Origin of the sequence: Microbacterium paludicola, from assembly GCF_039529675.1 — a bacterium.
Lineage (GTDB): Bacteria > Actinomycetota > Actinomycetes > Actinomycetales > Microbacteriaceae > Microbacterium > Microbacterium paludicola.
In genome coordinates this window covers 189,786-206,346 of sequence record NZ_BAAANG010000002.1, presented here as the reverse complement: position 1 = coordinate 206,346, position 16,561 = coordinate 189,786, and the positions used below count along the sequence as shown (strand labels likewise).

General features: G+C 72.4%; 15 protein-coding genes. 10 read left to right on the top strand and 5 right to left on the bottom strand.

The genetic code is table 11. The annotated features are described in order from the left end of the window. Position 1 precedes the first annotated feature (1 nt). Positions 2–208: an AsnC family protein gene (locus ABD161_RS02685; protein ID WP_343999437.1), complete on the bottom strand. Its 207-nt coding sequence runs from the start codon at positions 206–208 to the stop codon at positions 2–4. Positions 209–313: 105 nt separating this feature from the next. Here ABD161_RS02685 and ABD161_RS02680 point away from each other — a divergent pair, with 105 nt between their 5' ends. The 9 genes from ABD161_RS02680 to ABD161_RS02640 all read left to right on the top strand — a co-directional run bounded on the left by ABD161_RS02680 (position 314) and on the right by ABD161_RS02640 (position 10,765). After that, positions 314–1,141: a DUF1684 domain-containing protein gene (locus ABD161_RS02680; protein ID WP_343999435.1), complete on the top strand. Its 828-nt coding sequence runs from the start codon at positions 314–316 to the stop codon at positions 1,139–1,141. Positions 1,142–1,285: 144 nt separating this feature from the next. Beyond that, positions 1,286–2,626 (top strand): purine-cytosine permease family protein, encoded by a 1,341-nt coding sequence (locus tag ABD161_RS02675; protein ID WP_343999434.1) that lies wholly within the window; start codon positions 1,286–1,288, stop codon positions 2,624–2,626. Between the two features lie 85 nt (positions 2,627–2,711). Then, positions 2,712–4,262, top strand: coding sequence for a hydantoinase/oxoprolinase N-terminal domain-containing protein (locus tag ABD161_RS02670; RefSeq protein ID WP_343999432.1), 1,551 nt, complete (start codon positions 2,712–2,714; stop codon positions 4,260–4,262). Further along, a complete protein-coding gene (locus ABD161_RS02665; protein ID WP_343999430.1) occupies positions 4,259–5,338 on the top strand; it encodes an S-methyl thiohydantoin desulfurase family protein in 1,080 nt (359 codons plus the stop codon). Before ABD161_RS02670 ends, ABD161_RS02665 begins: the two co-directional genes overlap by 4 nt. Beyond that, a complete protein-coding gene (locus ABD161_RS02660; protein WP_343999429.1) occupies positions 5,335–6,423 on the top strand; it encodes an S-methyl thiohydantoin desulfurase family protein in 1,089 nt (362 codons plus the stop codon). Before ABD161_RS02665 ends, ABD161_RS02660 begins: the two co-directional genes overlap by 4 nt. A gap of 25 nt (positions 6,424–6,448) precedes the next feature. Further along, entirely contained in the window at positions 6,449–7,480 is a 1,032-nt protein-coding gene (locus ABD161_RS02655) for a DUF917 domain-containing protein (protein WP_343999428.1), read from the top strand. Continuing rightward, a complete protein-coding gene (locus tag ABD161_RS02650; RefSeq protein WP_343999426.1) occupies positions 7,474–8,982 on the top strand; it encodes a helix-turn-helix domain-containing protein in 1,509 nt (502 codons plus the stop codon). The genes ABD161_RS02655 and ABD161_RS02650 overlap by 7 nt, the downstream gene beginning before the upstream one ends. A 113-nt stretch (positions 8,983–9,095) precedes the next feature. Further along, a complete protein-coding gene (locus tag ABD161_RS02645) occupies positions 9,096–9,986 on the top strand; it encodes an alpha/beta hydrolase (protein WP_343999424.1) in 891 nt (296 codons plus the stop codon). Continuing rightward, positions 9,983–10,765, top strand: a complete 783-nt coding sequence (locus ABD161_RS02640) for an LLM class flavin-dependent oxidoreductase (protein ID WP_343999422.1) — start codon at positions 9,983–9,985, stop codon at positions 10,763–10,765. The genes ABD161_RS02645 and ABD161_RS02640 overlap by 4 nt, the downstream gene beginning before the upstream one ends. 93 nt (positions 10,766–10,858) lie before the next feature. Here ABD161_RS02640 and ABD161_RS02635 read toward each other — a convergent pair whose 3' ends face one another. Then, on the bottom strand, positions 10,859–12,415 hold the full coding sequence (locus ABD161_RS02635) for an aldehyde dehydrogenase family protein (protein WP_343999420.1): 1,557 nt from the start codon (positions 12,413–12,415) through the stop codon (positions 10,859–10,861). A gap of 213 nt (positions 12,416–12,628) precedes the next feature. Between ABD161_RS02635 and ABD161_RS02630 the strand changes: the two genes are divergently transcribed. After that, positions 12,629–13,282: a GntR family transcriptional regulator gene (locus ABD161_RS02630; protein ID WP_343999418.1), complete on the top strand. Its 654-nt coding sequence runs from the start codon at positions 12,629–12,631 to the stop codon at positions 13,280–13,282. Between the two features lie 82 nt (positions 13,283–13,364). Here ABD161_RS02630 and ABD161_RS02625 read toward each other — a convergent pair whose 3' ends face one another. The 3 genes from ABD161_RS02625 to ABD161_RS02615 are packed head-to-tail and all read right to left on the bottom strand — an operon-like array spanning position 13,365 to position 16,560. Continuing rightward, entirely contained in the window at positions 13,365–14,618 is a 1,254-nt protein-coding gene (locus ABD161_RS02625) for an ABC transporter substrate-binding protein (protein ID WP_135114162.1), read from the bottom strand. A 20-nt stretch (positions 14,619–14,638) separates the two neighbouring features. Beyond that, the gene (locus ABD161_RS02620; protein ID WP_343999415.1) at positions 14,639–15,679 is read right to left on the bottom strand and encodes a branched-chain amino acid ABC transporter permease; all 1,041 of its coding nucleotides are present in this window, start codon (positions 15,677–15,679) and stop codon (positions 14,639–14,641) included. Beyond that, positions 15,679–16,560, bottom strand: a complete 882-nt coding sequence (locus ABD161_RS02615) for a branched-chain amino acid ABC transporter permease (RefSeq protein WP_135114164.1) — start codon at positions 16,558–16,560, stop codon at positions 15,679–15,681. Before ABD161_RS02615 ends, ABD161_RS02620 begins: the two co-directional genes overlap by 1 nt. Between the last annotated feature and the right edge of the window lies 1 nt (position 16,561).

Sequence of the window (16,561 nt, the reverse complement as noted above, 5' to 3'; positions counted from 1 at the left end):
CTCACTTCCGGCCGAACTTCTTGTGGGCGGCCTGCTTGGTGATGCCGAGCGCGGTCGCGATGGCCTCCCAGGAGTATCCGCGCACGCGGGCTCGGCGCACCTGCGCCTCCTCCGCGCGGCTCAGCTCGCGGCGCTGCTCGGCGATGCGGAAGAGCTGCGCGATCGGCTCATCGGGATCGGACCCGGTGGCGGTGAGGGGCTCGGCCATGCCGTCAACAATAGTTGACGAACCGGGGGCAGGGCAAATCCCGCTGCGCGCGCGACGGGCCGACGCGCGCGCCCCGCCCGTCTCGCGGCACGTGAGAATAGCGGCATGACCACGAGCGACACGGACCGGTCCGCGCACGACGCCTGGCGGGAGGTGCGGCTGCAGCAGGTCTCGGGACCCGCCGGCAACATCGCGCTCGTCGACTACCAGCGGGTGGGCGAGGCGCCCGAGCAGGTGCGCGGCCTGCCCGCGACCGTGCACCGCGTCGAGGGGGAGCAGGGCGTGCGCGTGCGGGCGCTCGGCGAGCTCGAGCTGGTCACGGCGGACGGCGCGCAGGCGGTCGCCGGCGAGGCGTTCGTCCCGCGGCTCGGTGCCGACGGCCTGCCGCTGCTGCGCGCGGGCGGCATCACGGTCGACGTGTTCAGCCTCGACGGGACGGGCTACGAGCTGCGCATCTACGACGCGCACGCGCCGGCGCTGGCCGACTTCGAGGGGATCGAGACCGCGCAGTACGACCCCGCATGGCTGGTCCCCGCCGTGTTCGAGGCCCACGAGAGCGTGCAGCAGGTGCCGTGGGGGTTCACGCGGGAGTCGGACACGGGTCACACCAAGGCCGTGCCGGGAACCGTGCACGCCGAGATCGGCGGGACGCCGTACGCGTTCTCGGTGTTCGCGGACGGGCCCGCGCTCGTGCTGGTGTTCGCGGACGCGACCACCGGCGTCGACAGCTACGCGCCCGGACGGTTCCTGCGCCTGGACCCCGTCGCGTCGGGGGAGAGGCTCACGCTGGACTTCAATCGCGCGATCGTGCCGCCGTGCGGCTTCAGCGACTTCTACTCGTGCCCCATCCCGCCCGCCGAGAACCGCGTGGGTGTCGCCGTGCGTGCCGGGGAGCTGCGTGCCCGCTGGCGCGCCGGGTCGAGCCGTCACTGACGCGGTGCGCCGGGTGGTGACTGTGTGGTTCGCACAGTTCGGGAGCTGACTTCGACGGTCTGCACATCGCGCGGTCCGGAGCTCGCTCTTACTCTGGCGGGACCCCACCCCCTACCCGGGACCCACCTCCCCGAAGGAGCCGTCATGGCTAGCTCCGCCCACGTCGACGACTACGCGCTCGCGCGCGTCCCGCTCTCCGACCGCAAGCACTGGTTCGGCATCGCCGTCCAGCGCTTCGGACAGGTCTCCGCACTCTCGCAGTTCCTGCTGGGCGCCACGCTCGGCTACAGCATGAGCTTCGCCAACGCGTTCTGGGCGATCCTGCTCGGCTCGATCATCGTCGAGCTCATCATGTGCCTGGTCGGCATCATCGGCCAGCGCGAGGGGCTCAACACCGCGCTGCTCGCGAGGTGGACCGGCTTCGGCGAGGTCGGCGCCTCGCTCGTCGGGCTCGCGGTCGGCATCAGCCTGATCGGCTGGTTCGGCATCCAGTCGGCCATCGCGGCCGACTCGCTCGACGCCCTCATGCCGGGCGTGCTGCCCGCGTGGGCGTGGAGCATGATCTGCGGTCTGGCCGTCACCGCGATCGTGGCGTTCGGCTTCAAGGGCATGCAGTGGCTCGCCAACATCACGGTCCCGCTGTTCCTCGTGCTGGTCGGCTGGTCGGTCATCGCCGAGCTGTCGCGCCACGACCTCGGCACGCTGCTGACCAGCGCTCCCGCGGGCCCGGAGATGTCGATCCTCGCGGGCTCCGGCATCGTGGCCGGCGGCGTGATCGTCGGCGCCATCATCACGGGCGACATGACGCGCTTCAACCGCTCGGGCCCCGACGTGGTCAAGCAGACCGTCGTGGGCGTGAGCCTCGGCGAGTTCGTGATCGGGCTCGCGGGCGTCCTGCTGGCCCACGCCGCCCGCAGCGGCGACATCGTGGCCATCGTGACCTCGTCGGTCGGCCTGGTCGGCCTCCTGATCGTGATCAGCGGCACGCTCAAGATCAACGACTGGAACCTGTACTCCTCGTCGCTCGGCCTCGTGAACTTCGTGTCCACGACGTTCCGCCGCCAGCTGCACCGCGTCTCGACGACCATCGTGCTCGGCGTGGTGGGCACCGTGCTCGCCGCCGTCGGCATCCTCGGCCAGTTCACCGCGTTCCTGACCGTGCTGTCGGTCGTGTTCCCGCCCATCGCGGGCATCATGGTCGCGGAGTACTTCATCGTGAAGCGCTGGCGCAGCGACCTCGAGGTGAGCAAGAGCTCGGGCACCCTGCCGGAGTCCGCGCCCCGCTTCGTGCCCGCCACGCTCGTCATCTGGGCCGTGTCGGCCGTCGTCGGCTACTTCGTGACGTGGGGCATCCCGTCCGTGCTCAGCCTCGTGCTGTCGATGGTGCTCTACATCGTGGCCGGTCGCCTCGGCTGGGTGCGCGGCGTCGGCAGCGCCCGGACCCCCGAGGTCGCGGCGGCCCAGCAGCAGGCCCAGCCGGCCTGACCGGTCCGGCGCCACGCGCCATCCTCCGCGCCTCGGCGCGCATCCCGAACACGCGCATCCCGCGCACACGAGAGAGACGAGCGACATGCACATCGGCATCGACGTCGGCGGCACCAACACCGACGCGGTCCTCATGGACGGCACCACCACCCTCGCGGCGGTCAAGCACTCGACCACCCCGGACGTCACGAGCGGCATCGTGCAGGCGGTGGAGGCGCTGCGCGAGCAGCACCCGTTCGACGGCGGCGATGTCGAGGCCGTGATGATCGGCACGACGCACTTCATCAACGCGCTGGTGCAGGCCAAGCGCCTGGCCCCGACCGCCGCGCTGCGGCTGGGCCTGCCCGCCACGCGCGCCCTGCCGCCGCTCGTCGACTGGCCCGAGACGCTCGTCGAGGCGCTGCAGGCACGCACGTATCTGGCGCACGGCGGCTACGAGTTCGACGGCAGGCCGATCTCGCCGCTGGACCCCGAGGAGCTGCGCGAGCACGCGCGCGACATGAAGGCCCACGGCGTGCGGTCGGTGGCCATCTCGAGCGTGTTCAGCCCCGTCAACCACGACCTGGAGCTCGAGGCGGCCCGCATCGTCGGCGAGGTGCTCGGCGACGACGTCGCGGTGTCGCTCAGCCACGAGATCGGCCGCATCGGCCTGCTCGAGCGCGAGAACGCCACGATCATCAACGCGGCGCTGCGCGAGCTGGCCGGCGAGATCGTGGACGGCTTGACCGCGGCCGTGCGCGCGCACGGCATCGACGCCCCGATCTTCCTGAGCCAGAACGACGGCACGCTCATGGACGAGGACTTCGTGCGCCGCTACCCCGTCGCCACGTTCGCGTCGGGACCGACCAACTCGATGCGCGGCGCGGCCGTGACCAGCGGGCTCGCCACGTGCGCGGTCGTGGATGTGGGCGGCACGACCGCCGACGTCGGCCTGCTGATCGGCGGGTTCCCGCGCGAGACGGCGAACGAGGTCAAGGTCGCCGGCATCCGCACGAACTTCCGCATGCCCGACGTCCTGTCGATCGGCATCGGCGGCGGCAGCATCGTCGACGTGGAGACGGCCGAGGTCGGGCCCGAGTCGGTCGGCTACCGCCTGACCAGCGAGGCGCTCGTGTTCGGCGGCTCGACGCTCACCGCCACGGACATCGCGGTGGCCGCAGGCCGCGCCGAGGTCGGCGACCCCGCCAAGGTCGCCCACCTCGATCCGCAGCTCGTCGAGCGCGTGCTGGCCCGCATCGCCGAGCGCGTGGCGGAGGCGGTCGACCGCATGCGGACGTCGCCGGATCCGATCCCCGTGGTGGCGGTCGGCGGCGGATCGATCCTCCTGCCGGACGAGCTGCCCGTGTTCGGCGCGGTGCGCCGGCCCGAGAACTACGCGGTCGCGAATGCGATCGGGGCCTCCATCGCGCAGGTGGGCGGCGAGATCGACAAGGTCACGGCCGTCGAGCCGGGCAAGCGCGACGAGATCATCGCCGCCGTGAAGCAGGAGGCCGTCGAGAAGGCCGTCGCCGCGGGCGCGCGCCCCGACTCGGTCGCGATCGTCGACTTCGACGAGGTGCCGATCCCGTACCTGCCGGGCAACGCCACGCGCGTGCGCGTCAAGGCCGTCGGCGACCTCGAGATGGGTGCACGATGACCTGGCAGATCGACCACGCCGCGATCGACGACCTCGCGCGCGGCGCCGCCGTGCTCGGCACGGGCGGCGGCGGCGACCCGTACATCGGCGCGCTGCTGGCCAAGCAGGCGATCGCCGAGCACGGCCCCGTCACGACCGTGCCGCTCGCGGAGCTGCCGGAGGACGCGCTCGTGCTGACGGTCGCGATGATGGGCGCGCCCACCGTCATGGTCGAGAAGCTCCCGGGGCTCGACGAGGTCATGGGCCCCGTGCGCGCCCTCGGGACGTACCTGGGTCGGCCGGTCACGCACGTCGCGTGCGCGGAGGCGGGTGGCGTGAACTCGACGATCCCGATCGCCGCCGCCGCGGCGCTCGGGCTGCCGCTCGTCGACGGCGACGGCATGGGCCGCGCCTTCCCCGAGCTGCAGATGGTGCTGCCCACGCTGTACGGCGTGAGCGCATCGCCCCTCGCGTTCAGCGACGAGAAGGGCAACGTCGGCGTGCTGCAGACCGTCGACAACGCCTGGACCGAGCGGATCGCGCGCGTCGCGGCCGTCGAGATGGGCTGCTCGATCATGATCTCCGGCTTCGCGATGACCGGCGCGCAGGCCCGCGAGGCGCTCGTGGACGGGTCGCTGCGCCAGTGCATCGACATCGGCGCCGGCATCCGCGACGCACGCGACCGGAAGCTCGACCCGGTCGAGCGCACGGTCGACCTCCTGGGCGGACGCGAGCTGTTCGCGGGCAAGGTCGTCGACGTGCAGCGCGGCACCACCAGCGGGTTCGCGCGCGGCACGGCCCGCATCGCGGGCGACGGCGAGCTCACGCTGCGCTTCCAGAACGAGCACCTGATCGCCGAGCGCGACGGTCTCACCCTGGCGACGACGCCCGACCTGATCATGGTGCTCGAGCACGACTCGGGCGAGCCGATCACGACCGAGGGGCTGCGGTACGGCCAGCGCGTGCGGGTGATCGCAGCGCCGAGCGATCCGCGCTGGCACTCGGAGGAGGCCCTGGCGATGGTGGGACCCCGGTACTTCGGCTACGACATCCCCGCCCACCGCTTCGACGGCACGATCTCGGAGGCCTCCGCATGAGCTGGCAGCTGACCGCCGCCGACCTCCCGGATCTCGCGCGCGGCGCGACGCTGCTCGGCACGGGCGGCGGGGGAGATCCCTACATCGGTTCCAAGCTCGTCGAGCGCGTGCTCGGCGACGGCGCCATCACGGTGCTGGACCCGGACGAGCTGGTCGACGACGCGTTCGTGATCCCCACCGCCCAGATGGGCGCTCCGACCGTCATGATCGAGAAGATCCCGGCGGGCACCGAGCCGACGCTCGCCCTGCGCACGCTGGAGGACCACCTGGGGCGCGCGGCGGATGCCACCATGCCGATCGAGTGCGGCGGCATCAACTCGATGATCCCGTTCGTCGTGGCCGCCGAGACCGGTCTGCCCGTGGTCGACGCCGACGGCATGGGCCGGGCGTTCCCCGAGCTGTCCATGGAGACGTTCGCGGTGTACGGCGTGCACGGCTCGCCGCTCGCGCTGGCGGGCGAGCGCGGCGAGCGCGTGATCATCGACACGGGCGACGACGACCGGCAGATGGAATGGCTCGCGCGCGCCGTGACCATCCGGCTGGGCGGCGTGGGCCACATCGCGGAGTACGCGATGAGCGGCGCGGACGTGAAGCGCACCGCCGTGCCCCGCACGATCTCCATGGCGCTCGCGCTCGGCCGGGCCATCCGCGAGGCGCGCGAGCAGAAGCGCTCGCCGTTCGAGGCGATCGCCGACACCCTCGCGCCCACGCTCTACTCGCACGTGCGCGAGCTGTTCGTGGGCAAGGTGGTGGACGTCGACCGCCGCACGACCGAGGGCTTCGCCCGCGGCCTTGCGCGCATCGCGCCCCAGGGCGACGGCCCCGAGCTCGAGATCGCGTTCCAGAACGAGAACCTGACGGCGCGGCGCGGCGGCGAGCTGCTGGCGATCGTGCCCGACCTCATCTGCGTGGTCGATCACGAGAGCGCCGAGCCCATCACGACGGAGGGCCTGCGCTACGGCCAGCGCGTGCGCGTGCTGGGGATCTCGACCCCCGAGATGATGCGCACGCCCGAGGCGCTCGCGGCGTTCGGGCCGTCCGCGTTCGGTCTCGAGGAGTCGTTCCGCCCCGTCGAGTCGCGCTGATCCGCCACGGCCTAGGCTGGCGGGCGTGGTGCGACGCGTCGAACGATCGGAGATCGCGGCCCTCGCGAGCGGCTGCGCGCTGCTGGGCTCGGGCGGCGGCGGCGTCACGACGCACCTCGAGCTGATCGCCCGATCGGCCGCCTGGCCCGTCGAGCTCGCCGACGTGGACGACCTGGACCCGGCCACGCCCTGCATCGCGGCGGCGTTCGCCGGCTCGACCATGGTGCTCACGGAGCGGCTCCCGGGCGTGGAGCCGTTCGCGCCGCTCATCGCGGCCGTCGAACGATGGGTCGGCCGCCACGTGCCCGCGCTGTGCTCGTTCGAGATCGGCGGCATGAACGGCCTCACGGGGCTCGTCGCGGCCGGCGGGCGCACGCTCGTGGACGCCGACTGCATGGGCAGGGCGCTGCCGCGCATCGATCAGGTCTCGCTCGTCGTGGACGGCGTGCCCGGCCTGGTCTTCGCCACCACGACGGGCGCGGGCGTCACGCTCGTGGAGAGCACGCGGCCCGACGACGTCGAGGCCCTCGTGCGCGCGGCGCTGCAGCAGGCGGGCGGCACGGGCGCGGTGGTCGTGGGCGGCTTCACGGTCGGAGACCTGCGCCGGCACGCCATGCCAGGGATGCTGTCGCGCGCCCTGGAGCTCGGCCGGGCGTTCCTCGCGGCCCGCGAGCGTCCCCTGGACGCGTTCGCCGAGGCGCTGGGCGGTCGCCTGCTGGCCGCAGGGCGCATCCATGCGGCGCAGGCAGGCGCGACGGATCCGCAGGTGCAGTCGTTCGAGATCGCGGGCCCGGACGGCGCCGTGCACCGGCTCGTCACGCGCTCCGAGACGCTCGCCCTCGTGACGGACGGCGCCCTCGTGGGAGCCGCGCCCGACATCCTTGCGGTCGTCGACGCCCGCACGCGCGCGATCCTGGAGGTGCCGCAGCTCAAGCTGGGCCAGCACGTCGCCGTCGTGCAGGTGCCGGTGTCGGACTGGTGGCGCGCCTCGCGCGAGCGGATGCGCCGCGTGGTGCCCTCGTTCTACGGCCTCGAGGCGCTGGATCCGGCATGGTGAGCGCCCTCGACCTCGACGCGCTGCGGGCCGAGGCCGCGCACGGCGGCATCCGGCACGTCGCGGGACCCGCGCACGGCGAGTGGCCCGCGGCGGCGCTCGCGCTGACGGACGAGCAGCTGCCGGACGACGGCGACGGCCGCCTGGCGATCCTCGCGACGCCGCTTCCCGCGGAGCCGTGGCGCACGGACGCGCTGCTGCGGCGCGTGCGCGACCGGGGCTACGCCGCGCTCGCCGTGCCGGGCGCGGCCGACCTCGGTCCGGGCGCCAGGCGACTGGCCGAGCGCATCGGACTGCTCGTGCTGGACGTGCAGCGGCCGTTCGAGCTGGCCGAGACGTGCTGGCGACTCGCGCAGGCGCGCGACGCGCTCGCGCTCGACATCGTCCGGCGCCTCGCGAGCGCCTTCCGATACCCGGCGACCGACCTGCGCGACCTGCTCGCGCACCTCGCGACCGCCACGGGATGCGGCGTCGCGCTGCTGGACGCGTCCGGCGTGCTCGAGCAGTCGGGCGGCGAGCTCGGCGAGGCCGTGTCGGCCGTCGACTGGGACCGGTGGGTCGACATCACGGCGCTCGGGGACGTGTCGGTCGCGAGCGTGCGCGTCGACAGCCCCTCACGGCCCGGTCTGCGACTGGCGTTCTTCGCGACCGGCATCCGCGCCCCGCAGCGCCGCGCGCTCGCCGTGGCCGCCGAGGTCGCCATGCCAGCCGTCGCGGCGCGCATCCTGATCGACGAGGTCGCGGCGGTCAGCGACGCCTCGGTCTCGGCGGATCTGCTGCGCGAGTTCCTGGAGCTGCGGGGCGCGCACGACGCGGACGTCGAGCGGCGCATGCTCGAACGAGGGTGGCGCCAGAGCGGCCACCACCTGGGGTTCCGGATCGTCGCGCGCGGCCGGGTCGATCCCCACGGGCTGCTGCGATCCGTGGCCGCCGGGCTCAGCGCGCTCGGCGTCGAGCACCACGCCACGGCCATGGGCCGCGGCGTGACGGGGTGGCTGCGCTTCGTCGAGCGTCCGGCTCCCGCGCAGCTCGAGGCCACCGTGGGGGCGCTGCGCGCCCTGCACGAGTCCACGCGGCGCGCGTTCAACGTGGCCACGGGCGTCGGGTCGCTCCAGCGCGACGCCGCGGGCCTCGGCGCGACGCTGGGTGAGGCGGCCGACGCCGCGCGCATCGCGAGCGACCGGTCCTCGACGGGATGGTTCGTGCGCGTGGACACGTTCGGGCTCGAGCAGCTGCTGCTGGCGCGCACCGAGAACGACACGTTCGTGCCCGCCGCCGAGTCGCTGCTCGCACCCCTGCGGGGCGACGACGACGCGCTGCTGCGCACGCTCGCTACGTACCTCGACAACGAGTCGGGGATCGCCGCGACGGCCGACGCGCTCGCCGTGCACCGCAACACGGTCAGCACGCGCGTGCACCGCATCCAGGAGCTGCTCGGCGTCGACATGGGCGATCCGGGCGTGCGCCTGGCGCTGCATCTGGCGTGCCGCGCCGTGCTGCGCTGACGGTTGCCCTCCGGCCGGGTCGCGCGGCGCCGGTCCGGCGCCTCCCGGTCCGCGGTGCCGTGCGTGCGGGCGACGGCGCGGACGTGGGAGTCTCGAGGGACCCCGAGGAGGTCTTGGCCGCGCTGCGCGCGCACGGGCGCGCCTTCACGCCGGACGTGATCGCGGCGCAGCGCCGGCTCATCGCCCTCGCGCTCGGCGACATCCGCGCGCCGCACGTCCGCCGCGACGTCGCCTACGGGCCGGACGTGCGCCAGCGGCTGGACCTGCATGCGCGCGAGCCCCTCGCGCCCGGCGGGGCGAGGCCCGTCGTGCTGTTCGTGCACGGCGGCGGCTTCTCGGGCGGCGACAAGAGCGACCCCGAGCTGCCGTTCTTCGACGACGTCGGAGCGTGGGCGGCCGAGCGCGGCTGGATCGGCGCGACCATGACCTACCGGCGGGCTCCCGAGCACGCCTGGCCGGCAGGCTCCCGGGACGTCGCCGCCGCGGTCGAGCGGCTCAGCGCCGGCGCCGCGGAGATCGGGGCGGACCCCGACCGGATCGTGCTGTTCGGCCACTCGGCCGGCGCGGCCCACGTCGCCGGATTCCTGGCCGGTCACGGCGGTCCGACGGCCGCGGCGCCCGCCTGCGCGATCCTCCAGTCCGGCATCTACGATCCCGCCGCGGCGGAGGACGAGATCGCGGCGATGGTCGCGCTGTACTACGGCGACGCGGCAGAGCGGCCCGCGCGCGCGACGCTGCCCGCGCTCGCTGCGACGCGCGTGCCGCTGCTGCTGGGGGCCGCGGAGTTCGACCCCGCGAGCTTCCAGCGCCAGACCGCCGCCGCGCTCGCCGCGATACTGCGCGAGCGCGGATCCCTGCCGCTCGCGCAAGTCGCGCAGGGCCACAGCCACGTCACGCCCGTGCTCGCCCTGGGAACGGGCGACACGTACGGCGCGGTCGTGGCCGGATTCATCCGCAGGGCGGTGGGCGAGGACGCCCCCGCAGACGAAGGGACGCACGCATGACGGAACCCGCGCCGATCGAGTTCGGGCTGTTCGACTGGATGGACGCGTCCGGCCGCGACACCACGACGCACTACGACGAGCGGCTCGCGCTCGCGCGCCGCGCCGACGAGGGCGGCTTCGCCCGCTACCACGTCGCCGAGCACCACGGCACGCCGCTCGGCCTCGTGTCGTCGCCCGCCGTGTGGCTGGCCGCCGTCGCGCGCGAGACCCGGCGCATCCGGCTCGTGCCCACGACGTTCATCGTGCCGTTCTACGATCCGCTGCGCCTCGTGGAGGAGATCGGCATGCTCGACGCGCTCTCGCACGGACGCCTCGAGGTCGGCATCGGCAAGGGCTCCTCGCCGGTCGAGGCCGCCATGTTCGGCTTCGACCGCGACACGGTCGCGTACTTCGCGCAGGCGACGGGCGCGGCGCCGCGCTTCGGCATCCTGCGGCACACGCTCGTGGCCGACACCGACCGGGAGGCGTTCGCGCTCGCGGAGCGCGCGTTCGCCGAGCACCACGCGAGCTTCACGTGGCTGTGGCGCAAGGCGGGCACGCCCGGATCCGACGACACGCCCGACCTGCGTGACCTCGTGGAGCGCCACCTGTTCTTCGTGGGCTCGCCCGAGTCGGTCCGTGACCAGGTGTCGCACGCCGTGGACGTCACGGGCGTGAACTACCTCGCAGGGGCCTTCGCGTGGGGCGGCCTGCCCGCCGACGCCGCCTTGCGCTCGCTCGACCTGTTCGACGAGCACGTCATCCCGGCCCTGACGTGCCGCGCCGCGGCGGCGCGCTGACGCCCGCCGCGACACCGCCGCGAGACCTCAGACACGCCACGAGACCGCAGCGCGCAGCTGCGGTCTCGCGACGGCGTTGAGGTTTCGCGGGCCTCAGTGCGCCATGGCCTTCAGCGCCTCCTCGTCGAGCGTGGCGACCGAGTGGGTGTCCTGGAAGTCCCGGACGCCCTCGATGCCCTGCTCGCGACCCATGCCCGACTGCTTCACGCCGCCGAAGGGCGCGCGAAGGTCGAGGCGGTTGGCGCCGTGGTCGTTGATCCAGACGTAGCCGCACTGAAGGCGCGAGCCGATGCGCTGCGCGGTCTCGGGGCTGGAGGTCCAGACCGAGCCGCCGAGGCCCGCCCACGTGTCGTTGGCGGCGGCGATCGCCTCGTCGTCGCTGTCGAACGGGATGATCGGGATGACCGGGCCGAACTGCTCCCGCGTCACGACGCGCAGCGACGGATCCGGATCGATCACGAGCGCCGGGCGCAGGAAGTTGCCGCCCGCCAGCTCGCCACCGGGAAGCTCGCCGTACTCGCGCACCTCGGCGCCGGCGTCCTTCGCCTCCTGGATGATCTCCTCCACGAACGCCTTCTGCGCCGGCTGGTGCAGCGGGCCCATCGTCGTCCCCTCGTCGAGGCCGTAGCCGATCACGACCTTCTGCAGCCGCGCCTCGAGGCCCGCGACCAGCTCGTCGAGGCGCGAGCGGTGCACGTACACGCGCTTGGCGTTCATGCAGATCTGGCCCGTGGTGTCGTAGATCGCGCCGAACAGACGGTCGAGGTGCGCATCGCTCAGGTCGACATCCTCGGCGAGCACCGCGGCGTCGTTGCCGCCGAGCTCGAGCGTGACACGGGTCAGCGTCTTCGAGGCCATCTCCATCATCCGCTTGCCGCCGTTGACGCTGCCCGTGAAGGACACCTTCGCGACATCCGGGTTCTGGATCAAGGCGGACATGTTCTCGTCCTTGCCGGTGACGATGTTCAGCACGCCGGCGGGGAGCTTCTCCGCCACGCGCTGCACGAGGCGCGCCGTCGCGAGGGGCGCCGATGCCGGCGGCTTCACCACGACGGTGTTCCCCGCGAGCAGGGCGTACGGCAGGCCGGCGCCGAGGATGGCGATCGGCCAGTTGAACGGCACGATGATCGAGACGACTCCCAGCGGCGAGTGCGCGACCTTCGTGGTCACGGGGAGGCCGGGCGCGGGCTCGAGCGTGGTGACCTCGTCGACCTGGTCGGCGACGGCGAGGGCGAGGTTCCAGCGGATCTCGAACACCAGCGCGTCGATCCACGCCTCCATCCGGATCTTGCCGTTCTCCTGCGACAGGATGGCGGCGTCCGTGTCGCGGTCGTCCGCGATGCCGGCGATGGCCTCGGCCATCTTCGCGGCGCGCTCTGCGGCCGACAGTGCCGACCATGCGGGGTAGGCGGCCTTCGCGGCCGCGACCGCATCCGCGACGTCCTGGGGCGAGGCGGAGGCGGCCTCGCCGACCACGACACCGGGCTTGGCGGGGTCGGCGATCTTCACGACCTCATCGGTGAAGCGCTGCTCGCCGCCGATGAACAGGCCGGTGCGGACGGCGGCCTCGGCAGCCGATCCGACCTCGGTGTCCGAGGCCTCTCCGGATGCCGCGTCGGTGCTCACGACCGCGTTCTGGGTGTCCGTCATGGGATCACTCACCTCTTTGTGTGTGCCAGGGCTGTGGCCGGGGTTCTGCGCCTCGGGTGCCGGTCCGGGCGTCCCGGCCCGTGTATGCGCGGGTATGCGACAAGTGTGCGCGACACCGCGCGCTTTGTACACAGGATCCGCGACAATCCGACACGGGTCTTGCAGAATAGGCCTCAGCCCGCCGCCCGGCGGGCCTGCCGAGAGGGGATACGCGTGTCGACGACGACCGAGGCGGCAATCGACGTGACCCAGCAGGATCTGACGGCCCGCATCCGCGACGCGATCCTGCGCGGCGACTTCGCGCCCCATCAGCGGCTGATCGAGGCCGACCTCAGCGACCGGTTCGAGGCGAGCCGTGCCTCAGTGCGCACCGCGCTCATGAACCTCGCGGGCGAGGGGCTCGTCGAACGCCTGCCGAACCGCGGCGCCCGGGTGAGGGCGATCAGCGTCGAGGAGGCGATCGAGATCGTCGAGGTGCGCATGGGTCTCGAGGAGCTGTGCGCACGCAAGGCTGCCCAGAACCTGTCGGACGAGGACGCGGTCGAGCTCGCCGAGCTGCGCGAGCGGATCCGGGCGGCGGCGGACGGGGGAGACCTCGTCGGCTACGCGTCCCTGAATCAGGAGGTGGATCGCCGCATCCGCGACCTGAGCGGGCACGCGACCGCCACGCAGCTGCTCGAGCGGCTGCTCGCCCAGTCGGCCCGCCATCAGTTCCGGCTCGCGTACCACCCGGGGCGCATCAACCAGTCGGCGCCCGAGCACATCGCGATCATCGACGCGGTGCTCGCCCGCGATCCCGACGCGGCCGCCGAGGCGACCCGCCGCCACCTCCAGGGGATCGTGACGCTGCTGGCTGGTCTTCTTTAGCTCGCTTCGCTCGCGGCTCGCACGCTCGCGCCGACGCTCCGCGAAGGGGCTCGGTCGGACCGAGCCCCTCCGCGGGTGGGGTTCACTCGAACGCGTCGGCGTTCGCGTAGCCCTGACCGTTGTAGCGCTGGACGACGACCGACGAGACGGCGGGCTGGCCGTCCTGCGTGGTGTCGATCGACGTGCCCTCCAGCATCAGCGGGGCGGTGAAGCCCGAGATGCCGCCGAGGGCCTCCATGAAGCTCTCGCGCGTCGGCTCCTCCATCGCCGCGAAGGCCTCCTCGAGCGTGGCGCCGACCATGTAGCTCCACATGCAGTGAGGGAAGTCGGGCGTCGTGGTGTAATCGCCCGAGTGCTCCTCGAGCGCGGCGAGGAACGTCGTCACGTCCTCGTCCTCCGCGAACGCGGGGCTCTGCGGGGCCTTCGCGAACGACACCGAATAGAACCCGTCGTCGGGGTTCGCGCCCGCCGGGCCCAGGATCGCACCGGGGCTGGAGGTGTTCGACGGCAGGAACCAGCTCGGCGACCAGGACAGCTCGCGCGCCTTCTCGATGGTGCTGATCGTGAGCGGCGTGATCGACATGGCGTTGAAGAACACGTCGGCTCCGCTGGCGGCGAGCTCGGTCAGCTGCGCGTCGACCGAGGTGTCGGTCGCCTCGTAGGTGAGCTCCTCGACGACCTCGATGTTCGCGGCTCCCTCGATGGCCTCCTTGAAGCCCTCGACGTATCCCTTGCCGTAGTCGTCGTTCTGCGACAGGATCGCGACCTTGTGCTCCTCGGTCGAGGCGGCGAGCAGCTCGCCGAACGCCGCGCCCTCGTTCTGGTAGATCGGCACGAAGCCGAGCTGCCAGGGGCTCTGCTCGCGGTCGCTGAAGAGCGGGTCGCCGGTCATGACGAGCACCTGCGGCACCTCCTCCTCGATCGCCGCGTCGCGGTAGGCGCGGTTCGTCGGCGTGCCGAGGCCCGAGGTGAACGCGAACACGTTCGCCTGGTTCTGCTGGAAGTTGGTCAGCGCCTTCTGGGGGTCGTACGTGTCGTCGTACGCCTCGACGGTGACCTCACGGGTCTTGCCGTCCCCGAACTCGATCGGCCCCGCCTCGCCGAAGTAGGCGACGAGGCCCGCGACGGTGCAGTTTCCGGGGCCGGCGGTGCCGCCCGAGAGCGGGGTGGTGACGCCCAGCGTGATGCTGTCGTCGGTGATGCCGGGGCTCGCGGCGACCTCGCCGTCGCCCGACGGGTCGGGCCCTGCCTCGGCGCCGCGCGAACAGCCCGCGAGCGTGAGCGCGATGATCGATCCGACGGCGACGATGCCGGCGGTCTTGCTGCGCGTGTTCATGCTGACCTTCTCTCTGGTGATCACTCTGTGGTGGGGGTCTGCGCGGCGCGTTCCCGCTCGGCATCCGATCGCGGCGTGCCGCTGCGGCCGCGGAACAGGCGGCGGAGGACACGGGGGAGGCTCGCGATGCCGCCCGGCAGGACGAACAGCACGAAGAGCAGGATGACGCCCTGGATGACCGCGGTCAACGTCGCGTCGATCTCGTTCGTCACATTCGGCACGAGCACGTAATACGCCCCGCCGATGAGCGAGCCGACGATGCTCGCCGCGCCCCCGACGACCATGGACGCGAGGAGGCTGATCGAGTGGTGGAATGCGAGGGTCTCGGGCGAGGTGTACTGCACGACGACCATGTACAGGAATCCGCTGACGCCGCCGATCATCGCCGCGATCGTGAACGCCATGACCTTGTAGCGGTACGGCGAGATGCCCATGGACGAGGCGACGGCCTCGTTCTCCTTGACGATCGCGAGCGCGCGGCCGAACTTGCCGCGCACGAGGTTGTGCACGAGCACGAAGACGACCGCGGCGACGGCGAGCACGATGTAGTACTGCCAGATGTCGTCGAGGTCGCTGCCGAACCAGTCCGGTGCCGAGCTGAACCGAGCCGACGTTCCCTGGGATCCGCCCGTCAAGTCGGCGAGTCGCTTGGCGAGCGGGACGCCGATGATGGGCAGCGCGATCGTGACCATGGCGATCGCGAGTCCGCCGAGGCGCGCCGCCGCCAGCGCCACGACGTAGCCCGCGAGCCCCGGGATCAGCACGGCCAGCACGAACACGAGGGCGACGTTCCACCCCTCGTTCACGCCGTACGCGGTGACGTAGGCGCCGAGGCCGAGGAAGAAGATCTGGCCGAGGGACACCTGGCCCGCGTACCCCATGATCACGTTCAGGCCGAGCACCGCCACCGCGAAGACCCCGACGCGAGCGAGGGCCTGGTTCGTCGCGACGTCCAGGTTCCATGGCGCGAACACGAGCACAAGCGCGATCACGACGGCGACGCCGATGCGCACCCAGCGATTGCTCCAGAACATCGCGCCGCTCACCTTCTGCCGGGCCATCACACACGCACCACTGTCTTGCGGCCGAACAGGCCCTGCGGGCGGATCAGCAGCACAACGAACAGCAGGATGAACGGCACGGCGATCTTCAGGTCGTGTCCGATGAACGGCACGTACACAGCGCCGAGGTTCTCGAGCACGCCGATGAGCCACGCGGCGACGACGACCCCGATCGGGCTCGACGCGCCGCCCAGGATGACCGCCGCCAGCGCGTAGACGAGCGCGCCGTCCAGCATGCCGGGCGTGAGCGAGAGCCGCGGAGCGACGAGCGCTCCCGCGACCGCGCCGAGCGCGGCGGCGAGACCCCAGCCGACCATCAGCAGGCGCCCCACCGGCAGGCCCGAGAACGACGACGAGCGCGGGTTGTCCGCGACGGCGCGCAGCGCGAGACCGATCTTCGTCTTCCGGAACAGCAGCTGCAGAAGGACCATGATCGCCGCGATGACGAGGAACGTGCCGAGGGAGCGCCAGCTGATCGCCGCGCCGAGGAACGGGAACGAGTCGCCGGGGAACAGTGAGGGGAACTGCAGGTTGTTGTACGACCAGATCATTCCGCACACGCCCGTGATGAGCGTCAGCAGGCCGACCGTCACAACGACGGCGGTGTCTGGATCGCCTCCCTCGAACCTGCGCATCAGCAGGCGCTCGACGACCGCGCCGAGCGCGAAGGAGATCACGACGGCGATCGCGATGGCGAGGATCAGCGGAACTCCCATGCCGAGGAACGCATACGACACGTAGGCGGACAGCACGGCCATGCCGCCCTGGGCGAAGTTGATCATGCCGGTCGACTGGTTCACGAGCACGATCGCGAGCGCCAGGGCCGCGTAGATCGATCCCATGGCGAGGCCGTCGATGACGAGCTGGATGAAGGTGCCCACG